Annotated in this window: 23 protein-coding genes and 1 other annotated feature; of the genes, 6 read left to right on the top strand and 17 right to left on the bottom strand. The window is 30.1% G+C overall.

Features of this window, described 5'->3' with window-relative positions; all coding sequences use genetic code 11:
* Positions 1–374 precede the first annotated feature (374 nt).
* The 6 genes from B8978_RS05370 to B8978_RS05345 all read right to left on the bottom strand — a co-directional run bounded on the left by B8978_RS05370 (position 375) and on the right by B8978_RS05345 (position 7,729).
* Positions 375–2,066 carry a peptide ABC transporter substrate-binding protein gene (locus B8978_RS05370; RefSeq protein ID WP_084114524.1) on the bottom strand — a complete coding sequence of 564 codons (1,692 nt, stop codon included), beginning with the start codon at positions 2,064–2,066 and terminating at the stop codon, positions 375–377.
* A 77-nt stretch (positions 2,067–2,143) separates the two neighbouring features.
* Positions 2,144–3,121, bottom strand: coding sequence for an ABC transporter ATP-binding protein (locus B8978_RS05365; RefSeq protein WP_084114522.1), 978 nt, complete (start codon positions 3,119–3,121; stop codon positions 2,144–2,146).
* Positions 3,121–4,131 carry an ABC transporter ATP-binding protein gene (locus tag B8978_RS05360; protein ID WP_084114520.1) on the bottom strand — a complete coding sequence of 337 codons (1,011 nt, stop codon included), beginning with the start codon at positions 4,129–4,131 and terminating at the stop codon, positions 3,121–3,123. The genes B8978_RS05365 and B8978_RS05360 overlap by 1 nt, the downstream gene beginning before the upstream one ends.
* Before the next feature lie 10 nt (positions 4,132–4,141).
* A complete protein-coding gene (locus B8978_RS05355) occupies positions 4,142–5,056 on the bottom strand; it encodes an ABC transporter permease (protein ID WP_084114518.1) in 915 nt (304 codons plus the stop codon).
* Between the two features lie 11 nt (positions 5,057–5,067).
* Positions 5,068–5,988, bottom strand: coding sequence for an ABC transporter permease (locus B8978_RS05350; protein WP_084114516.1), 921 nt, complete (start codon positions 5,986–5,988; stop codon positions 5,068–5,070).
* A 595-nt stretch (positions 5,989–6,583) separates the two neighbouring features.
* Positions 6,584–7,729, bottom strand: coding sequence for a pyridoxal phosphate-dependent aminotransferase (locus B8978_RS05345; protein ID WP_084114514.1), 1,146 nt, complete (start codon positions 7,727–7,729; stop codon positions 6,584–6,586).
* A 257-nt stretch (positions 7,730–7,986) separates the two neighbouring features.
* Here B8978_RS05345 and dapD point away from each other — a divergent pair, with 257 nt between their 5' ends.
* Entirely contained in the window at positions 7,987–8,697 is a 711-nt protein-coding gene (dapD, locus tag B8978_RS05340; protein WP_084114512.1) for a 2,3,4,5-tetrahydropyridine-2,6-dicarboxylate N-acetyltransferase, read from the top strand.
* Positions 8,698–8,834: 137 nt separating this feature from the next.
* On the opposite strand, the gene B8978_RS05335 is transcribed toward dapD, so the two are convergent.
* Both B8978_RS05335 and pdaB read right to left on the bottom strand, forming a co-directional pair.
* Positions 8,835–9,539 carry a single-stranded DNA-binding protein gene (locus B8978_RS05335; protein WP_084115097.1) on the bottom strand — a complete coding sequence of 235 codons (705 nt, stop codon included), beginning with the start codon at positions 9,537–9,539 and terminating at the stop codon, positions 8,835–8,837.
* Between the two features lie 185 nt (positions 9,540–9,724).
* The gene (gene pdaB / locus B8978_RS05330; RefSeq protein ID WP_084114510.1) at positions 9,725–10,492 is read right to left on the bottom strand and encodes a polysaccharide deacetylase family sporulation protein PdaB; all 768 of its coding nucleotides are present in this window, start codon (positions 10,490–10,492) and stop codon (positions 9,725–9,727) included.
* Between the two features lie 152 nt (positions 10,493–10,644).
* On the opposite strand from pdaB, the gene B8978_RS05325 reads away from it, so the two are divergent.
* A complete protein-coding gene (locus tag B8978_RS05325; protein ID WP_084114508.1) occupies positions 10,645–11,172 on the top strand; it encodes a DUF4364 family protein in 528 nt (175 codons plus the stop codon).
* Here the strand turns inward: B8978_RS05325 and B8978_RS05320 are convergent.
* Complete coding sequence (locus tag B8978_RS05320; RefSeq protein WP_242950491.1) at positions 11,169–12,056, bottom strand: YncE family protein; 888 nt, start codon at positions 12,054–12,056, stop codon at positions 11,169–11,171. The two genes, B8978_RS05325 and B8978_RS05320, sit on opposite strands and share 4 nt — an antisense overlap.
* 125 nt (positions 12,057–12,181) lie before the next feature.
* Between B8978_RS05320 and B8978_RS05315 the strand changes: the two genes are divergently transcribed.
* Positions 12,182–12,430, top strand: coding sequence for a TIGR03905 family TSCPD domain-containing protein (locus B8978_RS05315; RefSeq protein ID WP_084114506.1), 249 nt, complete (start codon positions 12,182–12,184; stop codon positions 12,428–12,430).
* Between the two features lie 98 nt (positions 12,431–12,528).
* Here B8978_RS05315 and B8978_RS05310 read toward each other — a convergent pair whose 3' ends face one another.
* From B8978_RS05310 to argB, 4 genes are all read right to left on the bottom strand, one after another.
* Positions 12,529–13,317: a TrmB family transcriptional regulator gene (locus tag B8978_RS05310; protein WP_139795986.1), complete on the bottom strand. Its 789-nt coding sequence runs from the start codon at positions 13,315–13,317 to the stop codon at positions 12,529–12,531.
* Positions 13,293–14,120 carry a DUF4037 domain-containing protein gene (locus B8978_RS05305; RefSeq protein WP_084114503.1) on the bottom strand — a complete coding sequence of 276 codons (828 nt, stop codon included), beginning with the start codon at positions 14,118–14,120 and terminating at the stop codon, positions 13,293–13,295. The genes B8978_RS05310 and B8978_RS05305 overlap by 25 nt, the downstream gene beginning before the upstream one ends.
* A 203-nt stretch (positions 14,121–14,323) precedes the next feature.
* Positions 14,324–15,496, bottom strand: a complete 1,173-nt coding sequence (locus B8978_RS05300) for an aspartate aminotransferase family protein (RefSeq protein WP_084114501.1) — start codon at positions 15,494–15,496, stop codon at positions 14,324–14,326.
* Entirely contained in the window at positions 15,478–16,365 is an 888-nt protein-coding gene (gene argB, locus B8978_RS05295) for an acetylglutamate kinase (protein ID WP_242950511.1), read from the bottom strand. Before argB ends, B8978_RS05300 begins: the two co-directional genes overlap by 19 nt.
* Positions 16,366–16,526: 161 nt before the next feature.
* Here argB and argC point away from each other — a divergent pair, with 161 nt between their 5' ends.
* Together argC and argJ are read left to right on the top strand one after the other, a co-directional pair.
* Positions 16,527–17,564, top strand: a complete 1,038-nt coding sequence (gene argC, locus B8978_RS05290) for an N-acetyl-gamma-glutamyl-phosphate reductase (RefSeq protein ID WP_084114499.1) — start codon at positions 16,527–16,529, stop codon at positions 17,562–17,564.
* Between the two features lie 29 nt (positions 17,565–17,593).
* Positions 17,594–18,817 carry a bifunctional ornithine acetyltransferase/N-acetylglutamate synthase gene (gene argJ, locus B8978_RS05285; RefSeq protein WP_084114497.1) on the top strand — a complete coding sequence of 408 codons (1,224 nt, stop codon included), beginning with the start codon at positions 17,594–17,596 and terminating at the stop codon, positions 18,815–18,817.
* Positions 18,818–18,956: 139 nt separating this feature from the next.
* Here argJ and B8978_RS05280 read toward each other — a convergent pair whose 3' ends face one another.
* Genes B8978_RS05280 through B8978_RS05265 form a run of 4 tightly spaced genes read right to left on the bottom strand, consistent with a single transcriptional unit; the run spans position 18,957 to position 24,204 of the window.
* Positions 18,957–19,715: a hypothetical protein gene (locus tag B8978_RS05280; RefSeq protein ID WP_084114495.1), complete on the bottom strand. Its 759-nt coding sequence runs from the start codon at positions 19,713–19,715 to the stop codon at positions 18,957–18,959.
* An 18-nt stretch (positions 19,716–19,733) separates the two neighbouring features.
* Positions 19,734–21,029 carry a bifunctional folylpolyglutamate synthase/dihydrofolate synthase gene (locus B8978_RS05275; protein ID WP_084114493.1) on the bottom strand — a complete coding sequence of 432 codons (1,296 nt, stop codon included), beginning with the start codon at positions 21,027–21,029 and terminating at the stop codon, positions 19,734–19,736.
* Between the two features lie 16 nt (positions 21,030–21,045).
* Positions 21,046–21,546, bottom strand: coding sequence for a GNAT family N-acetyltransferase (locus B8978_RS05270; RefSeq protein WP_084114491.1), 501 nt, complete (start codon positions 21,544–21,546; stop codon positions 21,046–21,048).
* 12 nt (positions 21,547–21,558) lie between these two features.
* Positions 21,559–24,204: a valine--tRNA ligase gene (locus B8978_RS05265; RefSeq protein WP_084114489.1), complete on the bottom strand. Its 2,646-nt coding sequence runs from the start codon at positions 24,202–24,204 to the stop codon at positions 21,559–21,561.
* Between the two features lie 56 nt (positions 24,205–24,260).
* Positions 24,261–24,477 (bottom strand) — a binding site (T-box leader).
* Positions 24,478–24,647: 170 nt separating this feature from the next.
* Here B8978_RS05265 and B8978_RS05260 point away from each other — a divergent pair.
* Complete coding sequence (locus tag B8978_RS05260; protein WP_084114487.1) at positions 24,648–25,205, top strand: RIO2 family protein; 558 nt, start codon at positions 24,648–24,650, stop codon at positions 25,203–25,205.
* The last annotated feature ends 37 nt before the right edge of the window (positions 25,206–25,242 follow it).

Below are 25,242 nucleotides of genomic sequence, written 5' to 3'. Positions count from 1 at the left end.
TTTACTCTTCTACGTGAGTAAAAAGGTGAAAGATTGCCAGAGTGGCAAAATGGAGGAATTAACGGTAATGCCGTTAATGGTGAGAGAATTCGCTTGCAGCAAAAGGTCTATGATGATTTTTCTATGCTATGCATGCGAAAAATCTTTGAACTTAAAATATATAATCTAAAGTATATTGACATTCATTTTTGACCGAAGGTCATGTATCTCGAACTTAAATTTTGTGTAGCAGTAAAAACTTAAGTAGATATCTGTTTCCATAATATCTATCTTTAGCTATGATAAAATTCTTTAGTCTTTACTTCGCAATATATAACTATTACGCAATAAAAAGAGATCTTCTATTAAATAGGAGATCTCTTTTTATTAATTAATTATTTTTGAACATATGCATTTGTGAAATATACAGTATCCATAGGTGTTCTGTATACGCCCTTAACATAATCTTTCATACAAGAAATTACATTGTATTCATATAAAGGTATTATAGGCATATCAGTCATTAATATATCTTCTGCATCATGCATTTCTTTAAATCTCTTTGTAGCATTTGTTTCAGCTTTAGCTTCTTCTATAAGTTTATCATATGCTTTATTACTATAACCAGCTGTGTTGTTTCCACCACCAGTTACCCACATATCTAAGAATGTCATTGGATCAACATAATCTGCACTCCAACCATTTCTAGCCATTCCAGTATATGTGTGTTTACTTGTTTCATCTAATTGAACTTTTCTTTCAACACTTCTAAGTGTAATATTAATGTTTAAGTTTTTCTTAAGCATAGCTTGAATTGCTTCTGCAACACTTTGATGACCTTCACCATTGTTGTATATTAACTCTATACTTGGGAAGTTGTTACCATCTGCATAACCAGCATCTGCTAATAATTGTTTAGCTTTCTTTACATCAGCTGTAGCACTATAATACTTCTTTTGTTTAAAGTCTTTTCCATCTGGTCCAATTATACCACTAGGTACAAAAGTAGTAGAAGGAATCTGACCAGCTTTTGTTACATTCTTAACTAAAGATGTTCTGTCAATTGCTAATGAAATTGCTTGCCTTACCTTAACATTGTCCATAGCTTTTGCAACAGCTGGATCAACTTTAGCTGTTGGATCTAAGTTAAAGCTATAATAGTATGTTCCAATATTAACATAAGATTTAGCTTTTCCACTCTTTAAAAGTGAAGGAATTTGTTCTGTTGGTGGTGCATCGATGATGTCAACTTGACCTGATTGATATGCTGACATATAACTTGTTTCATCATCCAAAACTGTGTAAGTTAACTTATCAAGTTTAACAGCAGATTTATTCCAATAGTTTGGATTTTTTACAAATTCTAATTTATCTTTTTGTTTCCAATCTACCATTTTGAAAGCACCATTAGAAACATAAGTTGGTCCATTTATTGCCCAATCCTTTGGATGAGCATCAATAACATCTTTTCTTAATGGCATGTAAGTTTGGAAGGCCATTAATGACAAGAAGTATGGTGTTGGATTTTCAAGTTCAACATCAAGAGTATAATCGTCAGTTGCTTTTACTCCAACTTGATCAGCTGTAGCTGCTGCAACACCAGGAGTTTTTTGATCAGCAGGTAATGAACTTTCATTATATCCTTGAGCATTTTTTAAATAATAAAGTTGGTATGCATAATCTGATGCAGTCTCTGGAGCTAATGCTCTTTTCCAAGCATATTCAAAATCTTTTGCAGTTACTGGTTTACCATCTGACCATTTAGCATCTTTTCTTAAATGGAATACATAATGTTTACCATCAGCTGATATAGTCCAGCTTTTTGCAACACCTGGATGTGGTTTATTATTGGCATCAACATCTGTAAGACCTTCAAAAGCATTTGCAATTACAGTTGCGCCCTCTACAGAACTGTTTAGTCCTGGATCAATAGTTTTAGGATTTGCACCTAAATTATACTTTATAATTTGTGCTGACTTGCTAGTTGTACTGCTACTGCTGCTGCTTCCGCAACCACTTAATAGTGAACCAGCTACTAAAGTAGCTATTGCAATAGAAAGCATTTTTGATTTTTTGCTTTTTAACATTAAGAGTCCCCCTTATATTTATATATATTTTATATTTTTAACAAACTTTATGTTTATAAAGTTCATTAATTAGCAATTTAATATAGATGACATGCAACCTTGTGTTCTCCCCCCATGTCCTTGAGTTCAGGTTGAACTTCACTACATATAGGTTTAGCATATCTACACCTATTCCTAAATCTGCAGCCTGGTGGTGGATCTATTGGTGATGGTATTTCACCTTCAAGCATTATTCTCTTATTCTCTGCTGCCATATCTGGATCTGGAACTGGTATAGCTGAAAGAAGAGCTTTAGTATATGGATGAAGCGGATTTTTATAAAGCTCATTGCTTTCTGCTATTTCAACTAATTTTCCAAGATACATAACACCTATTTTGTTTGATATATGTTTTACCATAGACAAATCATGTGCTATAAACAAATAAGTAAGCCCTAAATCGTCTTGTAAATCTTCAAGCATATTTACAACTTGAGCTTGTATTGATACATCAAGGGCTGAAATTGGCTCATCACAAACAATAAATTGTGGCTGAACAGCAAGTGCCCTTGCAATACCAATTCTTTGTCTTTGTCCACCTGAGAATTCATGTGGATATCTACTTGCATGATCAGGATTTAATCCTACCCTATTTAATAGATACTGTACTCTTTCAAGTTTTTCATTTTTATTCATAAGTTTATGAATCTCTATTGGTTCAGCTATTATATCCCCAACTGTCATTCTGGAATTCAATGATGCATATGGATCTTGAAATATCATTTGCATCTTTCTTCTGTATGGAAGCATATCTTTAGGGCTTAGTTTAGCTATATCTTTTCCATCATATATAATTTCACCTGCTGTAGGTTCATAAAGCTTTAATAACGTTCTACCTGTGGTTGTTTTACCACATCCAGATTCTCCAACAAGTCCTAATGTTTCACCTTTTTTTATGCTAAAAGACACATCATCTACTGCTTTTACATAACTTGTATTTTTTGAAAAAATCCCTTTATTAATATTAAAAAATTTAGATAGATTTTTTACTTCAATTAGTGTATCCTTTTTTTCCATTAACTATCCCTCCTAACATAAGTGTGTTCAACTTTTGGTGCATCAGGATGGTTAAGCCAGCAAGCAGAATAATGTCCTTCATTTATCTTATAATTTTCAGGTCTATTCTCTAAGCATATTTTCATAGTATGCTCACATCTAGCTGCAAATGGGCAACCTGCTGGTGGCTTTAATAAGTCTGGTGGTGTTCCTTCAATTGGCTTAAGTCTTTCTTTTATATCCAATTTTGGATTTGGAATACTTTTCAAAAGTCCCCATGTATATGGGTGATTTGAATTGTAAAATATATCTCTTGCTGTTCCACTTTCAACTACAATTCCACCATACATAACATTTATTCTTGTACATACGTCTGCAACTACACCTAAATCATGTGTTATAAGTATAATTGACATATTTAATTTTTCCTTTAAATCTTTCATAAGTTCTAATATTTGTGCTTGAATTGTAACATCTAATGCTGTTGTTGGTTCATCTGCAATTAATAGCTTAGGCTCGCAAATTAATGCCATAGCTATCATAACTCTTTGTCGCATTCCACCAGAAAATTCGTGTGGATACTGCTTTATTCTCTTTTCTGGACTAGGTATACCAACAAGCCCTAACATTTCAACAACCTTTTTTCTTGCTTCACTTTTATTCATATTTTTGTGCTTAATTAATGGTTCACTAAGTTGATCCCCAATTGTCAATACAGGATTTAATGAAGTCATAGGGTCTTGAAATATCATTCCTATATCATTTCCCCTAATTTTTTCCATGTCCTTTTCTGAAAGCTTAGCTAGGTCTTTTCCTTCAAAAAGAATTTCTCCTTCTTTTATGTCACCATTGCTATCAAGTAAACGCATAAGAGTCATCATAGTGATACTTTTTCCACTTCCAGATTCACCAACGATTCCTATTGCTTCACCTTTATATAAATCTATCGTAACACCTCGTACAGCTTGAACTTCTCCAACATGTGTATGAAACGATGTGTGTATATTATTAATTTGGAGTAGCTTTTCCATATTAATCCTCCTATTTTCTCATTTTTGGGTCTAGTGCATATGTTAGACCATCACCTAAAACATTAAATGCAAACATTGTTAAAGAAATTGCTAAAGATGGAAACAATAGCTGATAAGGATACAGCTGATATCCTCCTAATGAATCCGATGCTAAACTTCCCCATGATGCAAGTGGTGGTGCAATTCCTAGACCAATAAAACTTAAAAATGCTTCTTGGAATATTGCATCTGGAATGGAAAGCGTAAGTGTAACAATTATTTGTCCCATGCAATTTGGTATAAGGTGCTTTAAAATTATTCTTAGTGGTGATGCCCCTATTGTTTTTGCTGCAAGAACAAATTCTTGTTCCTTAAGCGACATAATCTGCCCTCTAACAATTCTCGCCATAGTAATCCAAAATGAAATTGTAAGTGCTATTATTATACTTTTTAGTCCAGGTCCTAAAACAACCATTATTAATATAACATATATTGTCATTGGTATAGCATATATAGCTTCAACGATTCTCATCATTATGTTATCCACGACTCCGCCAAAATATCCTGAAATACCTCCATATAATACTCCTATGAAAATACTTAATATACTTGCAACAAGTCCTATAGTAAGAGATATTCTAGCTCCTACTAGAACTCTTACAAATAAATCTCTACCAAATTTATCTGTTCCAAACCAATGTGCTCCACTTGGTCCTAAATCAGCCACTGATAAATCTTGCGCTGTATAATCATATTTTGATATCATAGGAACAAATATTGCCGCTAATGAAATTAAAATTATAAATATCAATCCAGCCATAGCCAGTTTATTTTTTCTAATTCTTCCCCATACATCCTGCCAATAACTTAAGCTAGGTCTAATAACCTTATTGGCATCTTTTTCCTCTTTGGGAACAAATTCAAACATATCTTTAGAAAATTGCATCTGTCTTCCTCCTAATCTTCTAGTTTAATTCTTGGATCAACGACTACATATAATAAATCTACTATAAGGTTTGCAACTATTAAAAAGGCACAGAAAAACACGGTTACACCTAATGTAGTTGTATAGTCTCTATTCGATATGCTTTGCACAAATTCTCTTCCTATTCCAGGAATTCCAAATACAGTTTCAATTACGAAACTTCCAGTAAGTACTCCAGCTGTTATTGGTCCAAGATATGTTATCAAAGGTATTAACGAATTTCTAAGTGCATGTTTTAAAATAATTTTTCTCTTTGATAAACCTTTTGCCCTAGCAACTCTAATATAATCTTGTCTTACAACCTCAACCAAACTTGAACGTACAAGTCTTGAAATGAATGCCATATAGTAAAGTCCAAGTGCAATTGCAGGCATTACATAATTGGAAGGCAAGTCCAATCCAACTGCAGGAAGCACACCAAGTTTTACTGCAAAAACATATATTAAAATAGGAGCTAAAATCATACTGGGCACAGCAACACCAATGGTAGATATTATCATACAAAGATTATCCAAAAATTTTCCTTGTTTAAGTGCTGCAATTATTCCAAGTATCAACCCAATTATAAGCGAAAATAATATTGCACAAATTCCAACTTTTAATGAAGCCGGAAATGAATTTCCAATAACTTGATTAACAGTAAGTCCTTCTGTAGTCATAGAAGGTCCTAAATCCCCATGTAATAATCCAACTAAATATGTCTCATATTGTCCACCTAAAGACTTATCCAGTCCAAACTTTACTTTTAAGTTTTGTTCAACAGCTGGCGGCAACTTTCTATCTGTTGTGAAAGGACCACCTGGAATAGCATGCATTAAAAAAAATGTTATCGTTATTACAAACCAAATCGTAATAATACTTGAAACTAATCTTTTTAAAATATACTTAAGCATTTTTTCCCCTCCGGTATTTGTGTTATTTTGTCTTAATAAGATTATATTTATGAAATTAAGTTTTTATTAATTCATTTTGTATTTTAGATGATTTTATTTAATCTTGTAATACTTACTCAAAAAATTTAATTTAGTCATTCATATAATCACTGATAATGTTAAAATATTAGCACATGATTTTCACATTGTCAACGTGGTTTTATTTAACATTCAAGCCATTTTATTATGAATATATATATAAATATATAAAATTCATTATTAATTTATCACCTGTATATCTAGTAGAATTTGTGTCGTTTATTGTCGAATTATAGTATTTTAAACATTAAATTTTTTTATATAATGTATTTTTATTGCGTCTACATCAATATTACTGTATTTTTACAAATATATTATTGTATTTTTATTCATTTTTTTAGTATTTATAATAATATATTAATAAATAAATAAAAATATAGCTATTTTTTTAACGTTTTATTATTAATTTTCTTATGTTGATTTTAATTTAGCACTAATACAAAGAAAAAGTTATAAATTTCAAAATAAATTAGCCTTGTTTAATTATATAAACAAGGCTAATTTATTTTGAAAATATTTATTTAAGTTCTTTCTCTATCCTATTAAAAGCTTCCTCTAATACCTCTAAACTACATGCATATGATATCCTCATATGTCCTTCCCCTGCTTTTCCAAAAGCACTGCCTGGAACAATAGCAACTTTTGCATTGTTAAGTAACCTGTCGCAAAACTCTTCACTATTTTTAGAAAAATTATTTATTGAAGGAAATATATAAAAAGCACCTTTAGGTAAATTAACCTGAAACCCCATGTTTTCTAGTCTCTTAAATGCATAATCCCTTCTTCTAATAAATTCATTTTTCATATATTCTACATCATTAGAACAACTTTTCAGAGCTTCTAAAGCCCCATATTGTACTATTGAAGGTGCACATGACACATTGTATTGATGTACTTTTATAATTGAATCCAAATATGTTCTTACAGCACAAACATATCCTATTCTAAGTCCTGTCATAGAAAACATTTTTGAAAACCCACTAACCAATACAACTTTATCCTTTATCTCTTCACACTGAGCTAAAGAATAGTATTCATCTTCAAAACAAAGTGAACTATACATTTCATCTGTTATAACAATTATGTCTTCATTTTTTATAATTTCATATAATTTATTTCTATCATTTTCACTAAGCACAGCACCGGTTGGATTACAAGGATATGACATAACTAGAAGTTTTGGTTTTTCCTTGTTTATAGCCTCTGTAATACTTTCAAAATCAATTGAAAAATTGTCATTAAGCTTATAATTTATTACTTTTCCACCAAGAAGCTTAATACAACTTTCATATGCAGGATAAGCCGGCGTTGGAAGTAGTACTTTGTCACCACTATTTACAAACGTAGTAAATACATCCATTAATCCTTCACTACCACCAACTGTTATACATATCTCATCAGCATTATAATTTATTTTTTGTTTTTGTAAAAAATCACTAATCTCATTTCTTAATTCAAATATACCTTCATTTGAAGTATATCCTGTTTTATTAGTATTTATTGCTTTTATAATAGCCTCTTTAGCCTTTAAAGGTACTGGAAAATCTGGTTGCCCTAAAGTAAGTGAAATTGCTCCTTCAATCTTAGAAACCTTATTATAAAACTTTCTAATACCTGACAACTCAATACTCTGTACATTTCTAGCTATTTTGTTTTCTCCCATCCATTTCACCTCAATATGTTTTATAAAAATAATATTAGTCCCTTGAACAATTACTGTTTTTAATTTATTCAATAAACTAAATATATATTATTTCACAAATTTTATCAAATCATCCTGCAATGCATTTTATAAAACTTTCTCTTTTAATTATTTTAATAATTTAATATAATAAACTAGTACAGAGACTAATGTTTTACTTTATTATTTAATTTATAAGCGATGCTTGCTTTACAACAAAACTTTAGGAGGAATTTTAAATGAGTTACGATTTAACTGATCCATATGAAATCGCAAGATATATCAAAGAAGCAAAAAAATCTACACCTGTTAAGGTCTATGTAGACGGTGACTTAGCCAATATTTCAAATGAAAATATAGAAATTTATGGTGCTCAAAATTTTTATGTATTGTTTGGAGAAAGTTCTTTAGTATCAGAATTTATCCTTGCTAATAAAGATAAAATACAGAAATTCAGATTAGAACAAGATAGAAGAAATTCAGCTATTCCACTTTTAGATATTACAGCTATAGATGCTAGAATAGAACCCGGTGCAATCATTAGAGACAAAGTATCAATAGCAAAAAATGCTGTAATAATGATGGGCGCGGTAATAAACATAGGAGCTGAGATTGGTGAGGCTTCAATGATAGACATGAATGCAGTAGTCGGAGCACGAGGTAAGATTGGTGCAAGAGTTCATCTTGGCGCTGGGGCAGTTGTTGCTGGTGTTCTTGAGCCTCCAAGCAAATCACCTTGTGAAATTGGTGATGATGTATTAATTGGTGCAAACTCTGTTATTTTAGAAGGTGTTAAAATAGGTAACGGCGCAGTTGTTGCCGCTGGTTCAGTTGTAGTAGAAGATGTACCAAGCAATGTTGTTGTTGCAGGTACCCCCGCAGTAATAATAAAAACTGTTGATGATAAAACAAAAGATAAAACAAAATTAATGGATGACTTAAGAAAGTAATAATTTTACATTTACATTAAAATGCATCAATACCAAATTATAAGTGGCAAGCCTCTATGTTTGGATGATAAAAATCATTACAACCATAGAACTTGTCACTATTAATTGGCAATTATAAATTGTCGTTTTTTTAGTTTTTACATGGCACTTTTAGTTACAGGACTCATTTTATAGTCCTCTTCATTAAAATTTTCATCTACATGTATTACATCATTTTCTGCGTCTTTATTTACCTTCTCCATTTTAGAAATTGAAACCTCATATGCTATTTTTTTCAAAACCTCTTCCTCTGAAATTTTCTTTTGATATTCCCTACTTTGTAATCTACCCCATATTCTTATATTATCACCAACTTTAAGTGTTTCAGAAAATCTTGAATTTCTTCCCCATGCAATAGTTGGTATGTAGTCTGACTTATTGTAAGCTCTATTAACAGCCAAAAGCATATCAGCTATTTCTCTTCCAAATGGAGTAGTTCTATATATGGGTTTTTTACATATAAATCCATCTAGATATATTTGATTTGGATTTTTGCTTCTTTCAATACGTGGTTCAATATTTCTTGCAAACACAGTTAAAATTAGCCTGTTTCCTCCATCTACAAACTTATTATAAGACCTTAGCTGACCTTCAACAATTAGTTCTTTTCCTTCACTTAAATCCATTCCGTTTATGAGTCTTTCAGATACGGTAACAAAAAGTTTATCTTTAGTATCACTTAATCTTTGAACATCCAAGTTAAATGTATAAAATCCTTCTCCATACATTTCATGGCTAAATTTAAGACTAGAAGATATCTTCCCCTCTAAATAAAGCTTATTATTTAACATTAAACTGTCCATCATAATCCCCTCTCCCTTAGTTTTATAGACATATTTATAAATATTATTAATGTTATAAAATTATAACTAATTCTAAAATAAATCGTTATTTAAATTATAACATTTAACATAAAATATAAATAATTACCTTTTAATTTTACCACGTATTTCCATTATAATATATTTTTTACTCAAATTTCAATAGCTTATTTTTGTATTTGTGTTCCATTCTCATCTACAATATAATTATTTTTATAGATTAAATCAGATATTTTTACAAAAGTATAACCTTGCTGCTTTAGTTTAGTTATAATTAAATCTAAAGTTTCAGGTGTATACCTCCCTGAATTGTGAAATAAAATTATGGAACCATTTTTAGCTTTTTTCATAACTCTTTTATATTCAATACCTTGTCCATCATTTCTCCAATCAATGCTATCAACATCCCATTGAATACATTTATGATTTGTGCTTTCAACTATTTTAACGCTTCTGTCATCATAGGTTCCTTCAGGGAATCTAAACAAATTAGTTTTTATTCCTGTAACTCCCATTATTTTTGCATCTGAAGATTCTACATCCTTTATAATTTCTTCCTTTGAAAGTTTTGTAAAATCCTTATGACTATCAGAATGATTTCCAATTTCATTTCCTTGACTTTCAATGAGTTTTCCATCTTCAGGATTTTGCTCTATCCACTTACCAATAACAAAGAATGTTGCCTTAACATCTTGCTTCTTAAGTACATCTAAAATTTTTTTAGTATTATCGTATCCCCAGCTTGTATCAAAAGATATAGCAATTTTTTTTTCATTTGTTTTAACAGAATAAATTGGAATTGATTTTTGTTTATAGATAGAAGTGTCTTTTGCAGTTTTTCCTGCTATAACAAGTGCTATTGTAATAAATAACAATACCAATACACCTATTACAATTTTCTTTATTAAACTACGCCTTATTATGATAACGTGCATTAATTTACCTCCAATATTAAATTTTCTTATTTTATCTATATTCGCCGTAAAGACAACTTTATTACTTCAAAAATATTTTAGAACACTAATTTGTTTATATATTTTTTTGTGATATAATATATTATAATTCTTATAACAAGGGGGAAAAGAAGATGTTTGAAGACACTTTAGAACTAGCTGAAAACAAACTTCTTTTATTATATATATTAGAATCAATTAAACTGCCAGTGTCTAAAAATCAAATTACGGAAATTGTGCTTAAAAACAATTTTTTGAATTATTTTACGCTTCAACAATATATATCAGAACTTATTACAGCAGGTTTTATTGAATACATGGAGGTAAGTGGGAAAAACAGGCTTACTGTTACTTCTAAAGGTCACAAAGTTTTGGGCATGTTTTTAAATAGACTATCTGAGAACAAAACGAAAGTTGTAGATTCATACATTGAAGAAAATATAAACAAAATAAGACAAGAAATAGATCTCACTGCCGACTACACTATTGCTAGTAATAATAGTTTTACTGTTAATTTAAAAGCTATGGAAAATGGTATTACGTTAATAGATTTAAAATTAAATGTTGTCTCCAATAAGCAAGCTAGGGATATTTGTACAAAGTGGAAAACTAATTCTTCTGAATTATATAATGAAATAATTAATGTATTAGTAAACAGCTAGGAGAGGAGCATACCGCTGGGCTCTCTCCCAACTTTCAAAACTTTCTTATTTTTCTTTAATAAGTCCACACAAAATAGTATATTATTATAACTATCTCCCACATACATATTTCCTCTATATGTTAATATTCCTTTAGGCATACCACCTATTTCAATTCTGTCTAGTTCTATACATTTGTTTAAATCTACTATACTAACAGTTCCATCTCCAAAATTTGTAACAAAACATAAATTTTGATTTATACACATGTCAACAGGTGTATTCCCAACTGAAATTCTATATAAAACTCTTAAATCCTTAGAAGACAATATACTTATACTTCCACATTGATCTGATCCTATATTACTTTCACAAATAAAAATATTGTTTCCATCTATACCGAAAAGAGCCTTTGTTGGATAATTTCCCACTCTAATTTGCCTTATGTTTTCATTTCTATCATAATTAGCCATAGTAATACTATCATTATTCATATTAGCTGTTATAATCAACTGTTTGGCTTTATATAAATCAATGCTATATGGCATCTCTCCACAAGAAATTTGTTCTTCTATCTGTTCTTTTGCAATATTGTATTTTATAATTTTATTTGAATCACTACATACAACAAAAGCTTTATCACCACATACTTTTACATCATTACAATTCATGCCTATAAAAAAATTATTTTCAATCTCTCCTTTATTCATATCAACAATTGAAATTGAATTGCTATATTTGTTTACCACCAATAGTTTATTTTTATATGTGCATATGTTACATGGGCCAACTTTATCTAAGTTAGAGTTATTTAAGTTTATTCTATCCGCTTCCATAAACATATCTAAATCTATTATAGATATGCTATCAGAATAAGTGTTGCATACAAATAAATTATTTTTCAAACTACCTCCCTCCCCTCCACATTATAATATGAACAATGTCATCATTGTGCCATTATCTTATTGACATTATATAATTTTTTGATATAGTAAATTATATGTTATATTTGAGAGGTGGTACTAAAGATATGTATACTTATGAACCAAAGGGCGTTTGCTCAAGAAAAATAGATTTTGATATCAAAGATAATAAAATTGTCAATGTTTCTTTTTTAGGTGGTTGTAATGGAAATCTTCAAGCTATTTCTAGACTAGTAGAAGGTTTGAGTGTTGATGCTGCCATTGAACGTTTAAAAGGTATTGATTGTGGTGGAAGAGGAACCTCCTGCCCAGATCAATTTGTTAATGCCTTGGAAACACTAGTTCTAAAAAAATAACTTTAATCTGTAAAGTGCAAATTAAAAAATCTAGCACTTAAAAGACATAAAGACTCTCCACTTATAGAAGTGAGAGTCTTTATGCTTCATATCCTTATTTATCTATTCTCAAACATAGTGTTTAACTTTATATCTTTATTAATTAAATTCTTTTTATATATTTTTTTTAATTTTAAAAGGTATATATCATTATGAATGTGCTCAGAAACCACAGCTGTTAAAAGAGCATTTTCTGTAAATGTACCTAGAAACTCTTCTCTGTTTGGACCTTTATCTGCTACTAATGTCTTTTTGCAATCTACAACTAACATTATTCTTGTTTGCTTTCCAAAACAATTGTAATCATCATGTTTATAAATTTCTACTGGCAGATTTTCACCATTTACCTTAGAGAAAGAGAAAATAATTATTCTAACTGACCTCTTTTGGAGCTCAATAAATTCTTTTGAAAAGATTTGTAAATCAAAATCAGTATTTATATAAACTTCTTTTTTTGCTATTAAAAGTAGTTCCTTTACTTTGGCCACAACATTGTTATAACCTTCAATATTTAAATATCTTTCTTCTGAATCCGTTGTTTTTAATTGTTGTAATTTTATTTCCAATAAATCTGCTGCTTCGACAAATTCATCTTTCATTTTATTTGTTAACACTGATGGATCCTCTGCTTTATATATTTGAGAGTCTCCAGGTAACAAAAACACAACACCTTTTTTATACAGATTGTCTAAAGCTGAATACACCGAAGAACGAGATATATTTAAATTTTTGGCAATTTGATATCCATTTAAGCTTGAATTCTTCAACAAATCAACATAAACTGCTGCCTCTGTTTTTGAAAAATTCAACTTCTTTAATAAACTTAATATTTCATCCACTCTTGCCACAACCCTTCCTTTTTCAATAACGCATCCAAATTTTTAACTAATAAATCTATTTCATTCAATATATATGAATTCTTTGAAACTGAAAACTTTAAAATATTATTAATGCTTAACTCCATATTGTTTGGTGCCTTAAATTTGTTATCTTTTATAATCTTAAGAATCTTTTTTTCACCGGGGTGAGGAGCTTCATTTATGGCAAAAATAATATCAAAATAACTTGCAAATAAAGCCGCAACTCTATGATTCACACTAATATAATCATCTCTTTTTAATGCTTTCTCTATTTGATAATAGTATGCCGGCACTTGAAGCCTTAATAAAGGATAATTCTTCTTTACTATGTTTTCCTTTAATTCATGAGGATATGATACTTTATACTTCTTTTGAAGCTTATTTAAATTGCCATTTTTATCATACAATATACTTGAATTTATGAAATTGGACCAAAAACAAGTAGTATATCCCACATCTGCTTCACATTTTATTAAAGTTCTATTTAATAAATCATCAATAAAATTTAAGTTTCTATATATAATTTCTATAGGGACATTGTCTCTTTTTAAAAATCCGTCATCCTCCTTCTCCCAAAAAGTATTATTTAACTCTATATAACTACAAAATACATCAGTAATTGTTTTTCTATTTTCTATTGATATTTCCTTAATTGTGTAGATATAAATATCATAATCTGAATCCTTATCATTAGTTTTCATAGCATGTGATCCTGCTAATAAAATACCTTCCACTCCTTCTAGCTTTGAAAATGCACTAATCATATCTCTTAATTGTGTATTAATATTCATACATAATATCCCCTTTATAAAATTTTTTCTAATCTTTATAATACAACCATAATTTTCAAATTTAGTAGTACATCATATACTACTAAATTTTAATATGTTTCTAAGCTACTGTCAATATTCTTCTGAATACGTTATGCTTAGTAACTTATCCATAAAAAAAGAACCGACTTTCATCGATTCTAAAGTTTTTTAATATTTATAAATTACATTTCTTTAATCACTTCTTCTACAATATCAAGTGCAGCATCTATATCCTCTTTAGATACATTTAAAGGTGGTAACAATCTTACAACACCATCACCTGCAGTTATAACTAAAAGTTTTTTCTCAAAACATTTAGTTGAAAAAAGTTTATTATCTACATTGAGTTTTATCCCAATTAAAAGGCCCATGCCCCTTATTTCTTCAATAACGTTATATTTTTCCTTAAATGTGTTAAGCTTTGCTTTTATATATTCACCTTTTTCGTCTACTGAATTAATTACATTTCCGTCAATTAGCTCATCTAATATGCAACAACCTATTGCAGTGCCAAGTGGATTTCCGCCATAAGTATTTCCATGATCGCCCGGAACAAAAGCTTCTGCTGCCTTCTCTTTTGCAAGAAGTGCTCCAATTGGAAAGCCTCCGCCAAGAGCCTTAGCTATACATATTAGATCTGGCACAACACCATATTTTTGATATGCAAACAATTTTCCGCTTCTACCAATTCCACATTGCACCTCATCAAAAATTAATAAGGCATCATATTTATCACAAAGCTTTCTAGCAGTTTTTAAAAATTCTATATCCGCGCATATAATCCCGCCTTCTCCTTGTATTGGTTCAAGTATAATTGCGCACGTATTTTCATTTACAACTTTTTCTAGTTCTTTAACATCATTAAATTTAACACTTTTTACATTACCAACAAGAGGCCTAAATGGTTCTTGATATTTTGGCTGTCCTGTTACAGATAGTGATCCCATAGTACGTCCGTGAAAAGAATTATTCATATATATTATTTCATTTTTGTCACCTTTGTTTTTAGAAGATAGTTTTCCATATTTTCTTGAAAGTTTTAAAGCAGTTTCAATAGCTTCTGTTCCACTATTGCAGAAAAATACTTTTTGATGATCAGAATTTTTACATAATTTTTCTGCTAAATTCATTGCATTTTCATTCCAGTAATAATTTGAGATATGCATAATTTTTTCTGCTTGATTTTTTATAGTTTCAACTATTTTAGGATTTGAGTGCCCTAAACAATTTACAGCAACTCCAGATACAAAATCAATATATTCTATGCCATCTTTGTCAAAAATTCTTGTTCCTTTTCCCTTTTCAAACACTACATCAAACCTACCGTAAGTATTCATTATATTATTTTTTGACATTTATCATCATACTCCTTCTCTTCTATTACAGTACCTTTATTACTAAATATGTCATTTATAAGGCAATGCTCATTTTTCCCATAAATAAGATGTACTCTTTTAGTTCCATTTTTTATTGCATCACTACAACATTCCATTTTAGGAATCATTCCTCCACATATTATGCCTTCATTAATATAAGTTTCAATTTCATCTAAATTAAGATAAGGTATAAGACTTTCTCTATCATTTATATCTCTATAAACACCCTCTACATCTGTTAATATAATCAGCTTATCTGCCTTAATAGCAGAACTTATATATGAAGCTACATAGTCTGCATTAATATTATATTTGTTCCCGTCTGTATCAAAGCCTATTGGAGAAATCACTGGAATCTGACCATTTTTTATAATTCCTAAAAGCATTCTCTCATTAATACTTTTTACTTCACCTACATAACCTATATCTATCTTTTTGCCATCTTCTATAACATATTTTTTCTCAGCTTCAATAAGCTTGTCATCTATTCCACATATTCCTATAGCATTAACTCCTCTTAAATTCAAATTTAGCACTAAATCCTTATTAACTTGTCCTGCCAATACCATTTGAACTACTTCCATAACTTTTTCATCTGTGAATCTAAGTCCGTTAACAAATCTAGACTCTATACCAGCAATTTTAAGCCATTTAGAAATTATTGGTCCGCCACCATGGACAATTATTATATTGATGCCATGCATTTTTAATAGAGCTATATCTCTAAAAAAATTCTTTGTGGCTTTTTCATCATTAACTATACTGCCTCCATATTTTACAACAAATGTTTTTCCCCTTAGCTTTTCAATTTCAGGCAAAGGTTCTAAAGCTTCATCATTAAAAACAATATTCACATTCAAGCACCTACCTTATCCTTTTACATGTATAATTATACACATTAAAAAAGATTTATTCAATAAATATTAGTTAATTTTCTTATTTTTATTGAATATTTATGATTAGTTATGTATAATTATTTTAAAACCTTACTTAAATTGGAGTGATATTTATGATAAACGTTGGTATTATTGGTGCAACAGGTTATTCTGGCACAGAACTTACAAGATTACTTTATAGCCACCCAGATGTTAACATTGATTTTTTATGTTCTAATAGTTACGTTGGGGAGCCTTTTTGTGATGTTTATTCTGGTTTTAAAAACTTTATTGATAAAAAATGTATAAATATTCACGAGGCCTTTGAACGCTTAAATGATATAGATGTTCTTTTTACAGCTTTACCTTCTGGAAAAGCTTTGGAATTTGGAAAAAAAGCTATGGACATTGGTGTTAAGCTAATTGATATTGGTTCTGACTTTAGACTTAAGGACAAATCCTTGTATAAAGAATGGTATAAACTTGAACATACATATCCAGATTTATTATCTAAAGCTGTGTACGGACTACCTGAAATAAACAAAGAAGAAATTAAAAAGGCTAACTTAGTTGCTAATCCTGGATGTTATCCAACAGCTAGTTCACTAGCGCTTATACCTTTAGTAAAAAATCACATAATAGATACATCTTCTATTATAATTGATGCAAAATCTGGGGTATCTGGTGCAGGTAGAAAAGCTGCTACCGGTAACCTATTTGTGGAATGCAATGAATCAATTAAGGCCTATGGTGTTACAACTCATAGACATACTCCAGAAATCGAACAAACTCTTTCCACAATGGCAAAAGAGGATATAAAATTAACATTTACTCCTCATCTTGTCCCTATGAATAGAGGAATTCTTGCTGTTTGTTACGCCACCTTAAATAAAAAATACAAATTAGAAGATTTATTAAATCTATATAGAGACTTTTATAAAGATAGTTGCTTTGTTAGAGTTACTGAGGAATTACCTGAAACTAGATTTGTTAAAGATTCGAATTTTTGTGATATAAGTCTAAGAATAGACCATAGAACAAACAAAGTTATTGTTATCTCTGCAATTGATAATCTTATTAAAGGTGCTGCAGGGCAAGCAATTCAAAATATGAATTTAATGTTTGGAATAGAAGAAACCAAAGCATTAGAACTCATTCCTATTTTTGCATAAATATAAATTAATGAAAGAAGGCTTTCTATATGAAATCAATAAAAATATTAGAAAATAAAACCATAACTGATGTCCCTTTTTTTAAAGCATCTGGTATTCACTGTGGACTCAAAAAATCAAAAAAAGATTTATGCGTTATATATAGCGAAAGAAAGGCTGTAGCAGCAGCAGCTTTTACTAGAAATATAGTTAAAGCCGCCCCAGTTCTTCTAAATATGAAAACAATTGATAACAACAACATACAAGCAATTGTAGCAAATAGTGGCAATGCAAATGCTTGTACTGGAGATAAAGGCTATAAGGATGCAGAACTTATGGCAGAATTAACTGCACAAGAATTAAATTTATCCTCTTCTGAAGTTTTAGTTGCTTCCACAGGTGTAATTGGTGAACCTCTACCATTTGATAAAATTAAAACTGGAATTAAGCTGGCTTGTGATTCACTCTCTTACGAAGGTGGCGAAGATGCTGGAAAGGCTATAATGACAACTGATACCTTTCTAAAAAAACTCACTATAGAATTTGAAATTGATGGTAAAAAGTCCATGATAAGCGCCATTGCTAAAGGTTCTGGAATGATACATCCAAATATGGGTACCATGCTTTCATTTATAGCTACAGACGCAAATATATCTAAGTCTATGCTTAATAAATCCCTTAAAGAAAGTGTTGAGGATTCCTATAATATGGTCTCTGTTGACGGAGATACAAGCACTAACGATATGGTAATAGTTCTTGCTAATGGTGCTTGTGAGAATGAATTAATCGACTCTGAAAGCAAGAATTATGAGGCATTTAAAACTGCACTTCATTTTCTAAATATTGAACTATCTAAAATGATTGCAAAGGATGGCGAAGGTGCCACCAAACTTCTTGAGGTTATAGTAAACCATTCAAAAACTTTAGAGGATGCTAAGATATGCTCAAAAGCTGTTATAACTTCAAGTCTTGTGAAAGCAGCATTTTTTGGTGCGGATGCTAACTGGGGAAGAATACTATGCGCACTTGGTTATAGTGGTGCCAATCTAAATGTAGATGCTATAAACATTTTCTTTAGTAACCAAATTGGAACCATTCAAATTTGTAAAAATGGTGGAAATATTGGTTTTGACGAAACTCTCGCAAAAAATATATTGGAGGAAGAAAAAATCACCATCACAATAGATTTAAATGACGGAGAGTACTCAGCAACTGCTTGGGGCTGTGACTTGACCTACGATTATGTTAAGATAAATGGATCATATAGAAGCTAATTAATTTTTATTAGGCTTATCAGTGAAATACTTATACGCATAAGGTTATGTTTATAAGTATTTCCATAAGTTTTCACCTAAAAAAAGAAAGCCTTCGGTTTAAAGTTTTGACTTTAAACCGAAGACTTTCTTTTCATATTTACAACATTTTAATGTATTCATTTATACATGTAACAAGATTGATAAGTTCCTTGTTTCCGTCTTCAATATCCACTGCAATATTTGTATTATTGCAGTTTTGCAAAAACTCTAGGATTGTCCACCTCATCCAATCCCTTTTTATATCTACTTTATATTCTCTATTTTTAGGGAATATGCTCTTCAGTTCTTCTAATTTACCTTCTTTATTTGAGATTTCTTTAAGATAAACAGACAATAACACCTCTGCTTTTTCATAAGTTATATCTTTTTTATCTTGATTGTTCTTTATCCAAGCTATTATTATCAGCGCTCGTATAAATTTATTCTCTTCTTGTAATTTTTCTAAAATTGAAGTATCCATATTTTCAGCACTTATCTTAAAAAGCAACCTGATTTTAAGTGTCAAGTCCATATATTGCCACAAACTAATTATACTGTTTTCTTCATAATCTGCTTCTAGTTTCATTTTTTCTTCGCTACTTAGGTACTGAAAAACTTCTTCTTTAAATATAAATTCCTTATCATCATTCTCTAATAGTTTGACCTTAAACCCTTGCTCCATGTTATTTTTGAAATTTATACCCGTTTCAAAAGATACAGCTTTTCCTTTTGTAAGTTCCTTAGCTTTACACCTAATATGGCTTCTATTAAAATATAAATCAGGTTTGTTTTTTCTGATTATATATCCATAATCGTTTAATTTTCCACTATTAGGGTTATATCCACCAAACCATTTAATTTTCCCTACTTCTTTCATACTTAAACCACCTATTTTTTAATGAGTTAAAATTTTCCTCATATCCCCTATCATATATAAAGAGCCTGCAATAAGGAGCAAATCATCATCCTTGCAATATCCCTTTGCTTTAGAAATAGCCATTTTGTAGTCATCTGTACTTTCACAATTTAAATTAAATTTTTTAACAACAACTTCTAAGTCCTTAGCTAATTCTGCTCTGTCACTATGAGGCGTTACTGTAATTATTTTTTCAGCTTTTTTTGCAATTAGTTCTACCATCTTTTCAACTTCTTTATCTGCAAGTATCCCTAATATAAGTATGAGTTTGTTATATTTAAAATATTTTGTTATGCTTTTGCTTAGATTCCTTATTCCGTCTATGTTATGTGCTCCATCTATTACAACTGTTGGTTTATTTTGAAGCACTTCAAGTCGCCCAATCCATTTAACTCCTCTAAGTGCATTTTCGATATTTTCTTTTGTTACTTTAACCCCTAATTTCATAAGTTGCTCTATGCAGTGAATTGCTGTACTACAATTTAAAAGTTGGTAATCACCTAATAGTGCTAGTTTTATATGGTATGTGTCCGTTTCTGTCTTTATATCCACACATTGAAAATACTTTGAATCCTCCTCATAAACTTTTATGAAGCTAGCAGAATCCTTATTAACTTTTATTAAAGTACATTTTTTTTCTTTACATGTATTTTCTATAACCTCTTCACTTTCTGGATTTTGAGGATATAATATTACTGCCTTGCTTTCTTTTATAATGCCTGCCTTTTCAGAAGCTATCTCTTTTAATGTGTTTCCTAAAATATTCATATGATCATAACTTATTGAAGTAATAACACATAAAAGAGGATCTACCACATTAGTAGAATCCAGTCTTCCACCTAAGCCAACCTCTAAAACTACAAAATCCACTGCTTTTTTATAGAAATATAAAAAAGCAGCACACGTTATTATTTCAAATTCTGTAGGATGCTCATAACCAAGTGCAACTACTTTTTCTACTGCTTTTGAAAGTTCACTTACAACTTGACATAAATCCTCTTTAGGAATATTTTTTCCGTTTACTTGTATTCTTTCTTCAAACTCCAAAAGAAAAGGGGAGGTATACATCCCAATCTTATATCCTGCATTTTTAAGGATCTCTGCAATCATAACTGTTGTAGATCCTTTTCCATTAGTTCCTGCTATATGAATACATTTCAACTTTTTTTCTGGATTTCCTAGAAATTCTAATATCTTTTGTGTTCTTGATAATCCATAGTTGCTTCCAAATTTAGCTGTGTTTTTTATATATTCCATAGTTTCATTATAATTCATTTTGTACATCCTTTTTCTATAAATTATCTATCCAATATCTGCAGATATGGTCATTTATATCTTGAAACTTTCCACCGTTTTTTTCAATTACCTTTCTCGATGGTATATTATAATCCCTGCATGTAATTAAAACTTTAGTTATATTTTTTTCTTTAGCTTTTTTCAAGAGTTCTAATAAAATTGTATTTCCATAACCATAACCCCTTTTAGAAGGCCGTATGCAATATCCAATATGTCCTCCTGATATCATTAAATTACAGTTAAGATAATCTCGTATTTTCCCAATTCCAACCGGCTGATTATCCATATATAACCAGTATATAGTTTGAGGTACAAGCTTAGGATTCAAATTAACTCCCTTGCTCATTTCAATATTTCCCAGTAAATAATCTTGAAAATTAATATTATCAACATAATACCCTCTATTTTCAAAACCATTTTCTCCTGGTCCAATTTCATGAAGCATATCATATATCTTAGCTTTATCGTCTAATGAAAGTTCTTTTAATTCAATCATCTAATCGCTACCCTATTTTAAACTGTTTATTCTTGAAATTACTGCTTCACGCATTTCCTTATATTTTTCACCTTTTGCCTTTTCTTCTTCAATTACTGCTGCTGGTGCCTTGGCAACAAATCCTTGATTTGAAAGTTTCTTATTTACTCTTTCAATTTCTTTGTTAAGCTTCTCTTCTTCTTTGTGAAGTCTTTCAAGTTCTTTTTCTAAATCTATAAGATCAAGAAGCGGCATAAATATTTCTCCACCTTTTGTTACTACTGAAACTGCATTTTTAGGTGCTTCTCCTTTAGACTTTATAAATACAACTTCACTTGCTGATCCAAGTTTTTCAAAGTAAGAAATTCCTGCTTCATATGCACTTTTAGCTGAATCCACTGAAAGCATAATAAGTTTCGCTTTTCTTGAAGGTGGAACATTCATCTCAGCTCTTACATTTCTAAGTGATTTAATTGCTTCAATAATGTAATTCATATCTTGTTCAGCTTTTTCATTATGAAGTTCTTCACTATATTCTGGCCATTTTGATATAGATATTGATTCATATTCCTTCTCTAAATGTTGGTAAATTTCTTCCGTAATGTAAGGCATTACTGGATGCAAAAGTTGAAGTCCTATAGTAAGTACTTTATTAAGAACGTTATATACTATACCCTTTGCTTTTTCATCTTCACCATACATAATTGGCTTAACAATTTCAATATACCAATCACAAAATTCTGTCCACATAAAATCATATACCTTTTGAGAAGCTATTCCAAGTTCAAATTTATCTATGTTTTCAGTTACTTCTCTTGCTACTGTATTTGCTCTTGAAAGTATCCACTTATCTCCAAGACTATACTGTTTACAATTCTGATATTTTTTCAATATATCTTTATCAATATTCATCAAAACAAATCTAGATGCATTCCAAATTTTATTGGCAAAGTTTCTAGCCGCTTCTACCTTTTCAGTTTTATATCTTAAATCATTTCCAGGTGCGTTTCCTGTTATTAGGGTAAATCTTAGTGCGTCCGCTCCAAAGTTTTCAATTACTTCTAATGGGTCAACACCATTACCTAGTGATTTTGACATTTTTCTTCCTTCAGAATCTCTTACAAGTCCATGTATTAAAACATGTTCAAATGGTGTTTCTCCCATATTGTGAATTCCTGAAAAAATCATTCTTGCTACCCAGAAGAAAATTATATCGTATCCTGTAACTAAAGTACTGGTTGGATAAAAATATTTTAAGTCCTCCGTATTGTCTGGCCATCCTAAAGTTGAAAAAGGCCAAAGTGCTGAACTAAACCATGTATCAAGAACATCTTCATCCTGCTTTAGATTATGACTTCCACATTTTGTGCATGTAGTAGGATCTTCGGAGGCTACTATTATCTCACCGCAATCTTTGCAGTACCAAACTGGAATTCTATGTCCCCACCAAAGTTGTCTTGATATACACCAATCTTGAATATTTTCCATCCAATTAAAATAAGTCTTGTCAAATCTTTCAGGCACAAACTTTGTCTTTCCGCTTTTTACAGCTTCTACAGCTGGTTTTGCAAGAGACTCCATTTTAACATACCATTGTTTTGATATCATTGGCTCAATAGTACTTCCGCATCTGTCATGAGTACTTACATTGTGCGTGTGCTCTTTTATCTTTACAAGAAAACCTTTTTCGTCTAAATCATTAACAATTTCTTTTCGTGCAACATATCTATCTAATCCAGAATATTTTCCGTAACCATTAACTATAGTTCCGTCATTATTTAATATAATTATTTCTGGAAGTTTGTGTCTTTTACCAACTTCATAATCATTAGGATCATGTGCTGGTGTTATCTTTACCGCTCCTGTTCCAAATTCCACATCAACATAATCATCAAGAACTATTGGAATTTCTCTATTTACTAATGGTAATATCAAGGTTTTACCTATTAAATGTGAATATCTTTTATCATTTGGATTTACAGCAACAGCTGTATCACCAAGCAATGTTTCTGGCCTTGTTGTTGCTATTTCTAAAAACTCATCACTATCTTTAACAGGATATTTTATGTGCCAAAAATGGCCCTCTTGCTCTACATATTCAATTTCAGCATCTGATAGTGCTGTTTGACACTTAGGACACCAATTTGTAATTCTATTTCCTTGATATATTAATCCTTCATTATAAAGTTTTACAAATACTTCTCTTACAGCTTTACTTAACTTTTCATCCATTGTAAAGCTTTCTCTTGTAAAATCAGCTGAAACTCCCATTTTTTTAAGCTGTCCTCTTATTCGAGCTCTATAGGTATCTGTCCATTCCCAAACTTTTTCTAGGAATGCATCTCTTCCCATTTCCTTTTTCTTAAATCCATCTTTTAAAAGTTCTTTTTCTACCTTTACTTCAGTTGCTATACTTGCATGATCTTGTCCTGGAAGCCATAAGGTTTCATATCCCTGCATTCTTTTTGCTCTTATTAAAAAGTCTTGCAATGCATTATCTAGTGCATGCCCTAAATGAAGCTGTCCTGTTATATTTGGAGGTGGCATAATAATTGTGTAAGGTTTTTTAGTTTTATCTGGTTTAGGTGTAAAAAATCCTTGTTCTTCCCACCATTTGTACAATCTATCTTCAAATTCTTTTGGATCATAGGTTTTTGCTATATTGTTCGAATCTTCCATTTATAAATTCCTCCTATTGTAATTTTTATGCAAAATAAATAAGCGCAGAAATCCTGTTAAAGGACGACTGCGCGCGTTACCACCTTTTTTCCCACATAAAAAATGCAGGCTCTCAATTAATATCGGTTAAGACACCGTCTTTGCTTAAGTTTATATTCAGCAAAGATGCTCCGAAGCTACCTTCAAGAATAACTGTATAGAAGACCTTCCAGCTAACAAATCTTCCTCTCTTAATACCTTCTTTTCCTTACTCCTCTTCATCAAAGCATAAATTCATTATTATTTTTTATTATATATTAAATATAATATATGTCAAGTAAAAACACAAGGTACATCTTGTATGTAACAGATTAGTTAATATTTAATATACTATTGTATAGAGATTTAATTATTAAAAAGTAAAAGCTTAGACTCTAAAATCTCTTGATACGAGGTATAATATTATGAGAAAAAAAACAAAGTTACAAACGAATATTAATAAAGCATATATTATTAAACTTGATGAATGCAAATATATTGGCGGAGATATCAATTCATCAACATATCTTATGAAAGATAGAAAGGTAGTTAAAATTTATAAAGATCCTTATAAATGCAAAAAAGATTTTGATTTACTTACCTCTTTACAGGTTGTGAATATTACACCTAAAATCTATAATTTTTGTGGACATTATATTATTAGAGAATACATCAAAGGTATAAGTCTTAATAATTATATAAAAAAGAATGGGCTTAATCAGATGTTATCTTATAAACTAATTGAATTTATGGATAAAATATATAACTCTAATACAAAAAATATAGCAATAAACTCAAATAATATATTTCTAAAAAGTGACGATACTCTTATTCTTATGGACGCTCAATATAATACAAACAAAATAAATATTTTTTATGAGTTATTTGAGGATTTCAAAAATTTAAAAATTATTGGTCTCTTTTTAGAGAATATTAAAAGTTATAATTTAGATTTATACAAAAAGTGGACAAATTTAAAATAAGTCTAAAGTTTTTCACTTTTAGAAATAACAGTGAAAA

The organism is Clostridium acidisoli DSM 12555, from assembly GCF_900176305.1.
GTDB classification, from domain to species: domain Bacteria; phylum Bacillota; class Clostridia; order Clostridiales; family Clostridiaceae; genus Clostridium_I; species Clostridium_I acidisoli.
Note: the sequence above shows the minus strand (reverse complement) of the source record. Positions and strands in the feature narration are given on the sequence as shown.

Excerpts from the sequence above, each read along its gene's own strand:
- B8978_RS05370 (WP_084114524.1), bottom strand. The coding sequence starts at position 2,066 with ATGTTAAAAAGCAAAAAATCAAAAATGCTTTCTATTGCAATAGCTACT.
- B8978_RS05365 (WP_084114522.1), bottom strand. The coding sequence starts at position 3,121 with ATGGAAAAAAAGGATACACTAATTGAAGTAAAAAATCTATCTAAATTT.
- B8978_RS05360 (WP_084114520.1), bottom strand. The coding sequence starts at position 4,131 with ATGGAAAAGCTACTCCAAATTAATAATATACACACATCGTTTCATACA.
- B8978_RS05355 (WP_084114518.1), bottom strand. The coding sequence starts at position 5,056 with ATGCAATTTTCTAAAGATATGTTTGAATTTGTTCCCAAAGAGGAAAAA.
- B8978_RS05350 (WP_084114516.1), bottom strand. The coding sequence starts at position 5,988 with ATGCTTAAGTATATTTTAAAAAGATTAGTTTCAAGTATTATTACGATT.
- B8978_RS05345 (WP_084114514.1), bottom strand. The coding sequence starts at position 7,729 with ATGGGAGAAAACAAAATAGCTAGAAATGTACAGAGTATTGAGTTGTCA.
- dapD (WP_084114512.1), top strand. The coding sequence starts at position 7,987 with ATGAGTTACGATTTAACTGATCCATATGAAATCGCAAGATATATCAAA.
- B8978_RS05335 (WP_084115097.1), bottom strand. The coding sequence starts at position 9,539 with ATGGACAGTTTAATGTTAAATAATAAGCTTTATTTAGAGGGGAAGATA.
- pdaB (WP_084114510.1), bottom strand. The coding sequence starts at position 10,492 with ATGCACGTTATCATAATAAGGCGTAGTTTAATAAAGAAAATTGTAATA.
- B8978_RS05325 (WP_084114508.1), top strand. The coding sequence starts at position 10,645 with ATGTTTGAAGACACTTTAGAACTAGCTGAAAACAAACTTCTTTTATTA.
- B8978_RS05315 (WP_084114506.1), top strand. The coding sequence starts at position 12,182 with ATGTATACTTATGAACCAAAGGGCGTTTGCTCAAGAAAAATAGATTTT.
- B8978_RS05305 (WP_084114503.1), bottom strand. The coding sequence starts at position 14,120 with ATGAATATTAATACACAATTAAGAGATATGATTAGTGCATTTTCAAAG.
- B8978_RS05300 (WP_084114501.1), bottom strand. The coding sequence starts at position 15,496 with ATGTCAAAAAATAATATAATGAATACTTACGGTAGGTTTGATGTAGTG.
- argC (WP_084114499.1), top strand. The coding sequence starts at position 16,527 with ATGATAAACGTTGGTATTATTGGTGCAACAGGTTATTCTGGCACAGAA.
- argJ (WP_084114497.1), top strand. The coding sequence starts at position 17,594 with ATGAAATCAATAAAAATATTAGAAAATAAAACCATAACTGATGTCCCT.
- B8978_RS05280 (WP_084114495.1), bottom strand. The coding sequence starts at position 19,715 with ATGAAAGAAGTAGGGAAAATTAAATGGTTTGGTGGATATAACCCTAAT.
- B8978_RS05275 (WP_084114493.1), bottom strand. The coding sequence starts at position 21,029 with ATGAATTATAATGAAACTATGGAATATATAAAAAACACAGCTAAATTT.
- B8978_RS05270 (WP_084114491.1), bottom strand. The coding sequence starts at position 21,546 with ATGATTGAATTAAAAGAACTTTCATTAGACGATAAAGCTAAGATATAT.
- B8978_RS05265 (WP_084114489.1), bottom strand. The coding sequence starts at position 24,204 with ATGGAAGATTCGAACAATATAGCAAAAACCTATGATCCAAAAGAATTT.
- B8978_RS05260 (WP_084114487.1), top strand. The coding sequence starts at position 24,648 with ATGAGAAAAAAAACAAAGTTACAAACGAATATTAATAAAGCATATATT.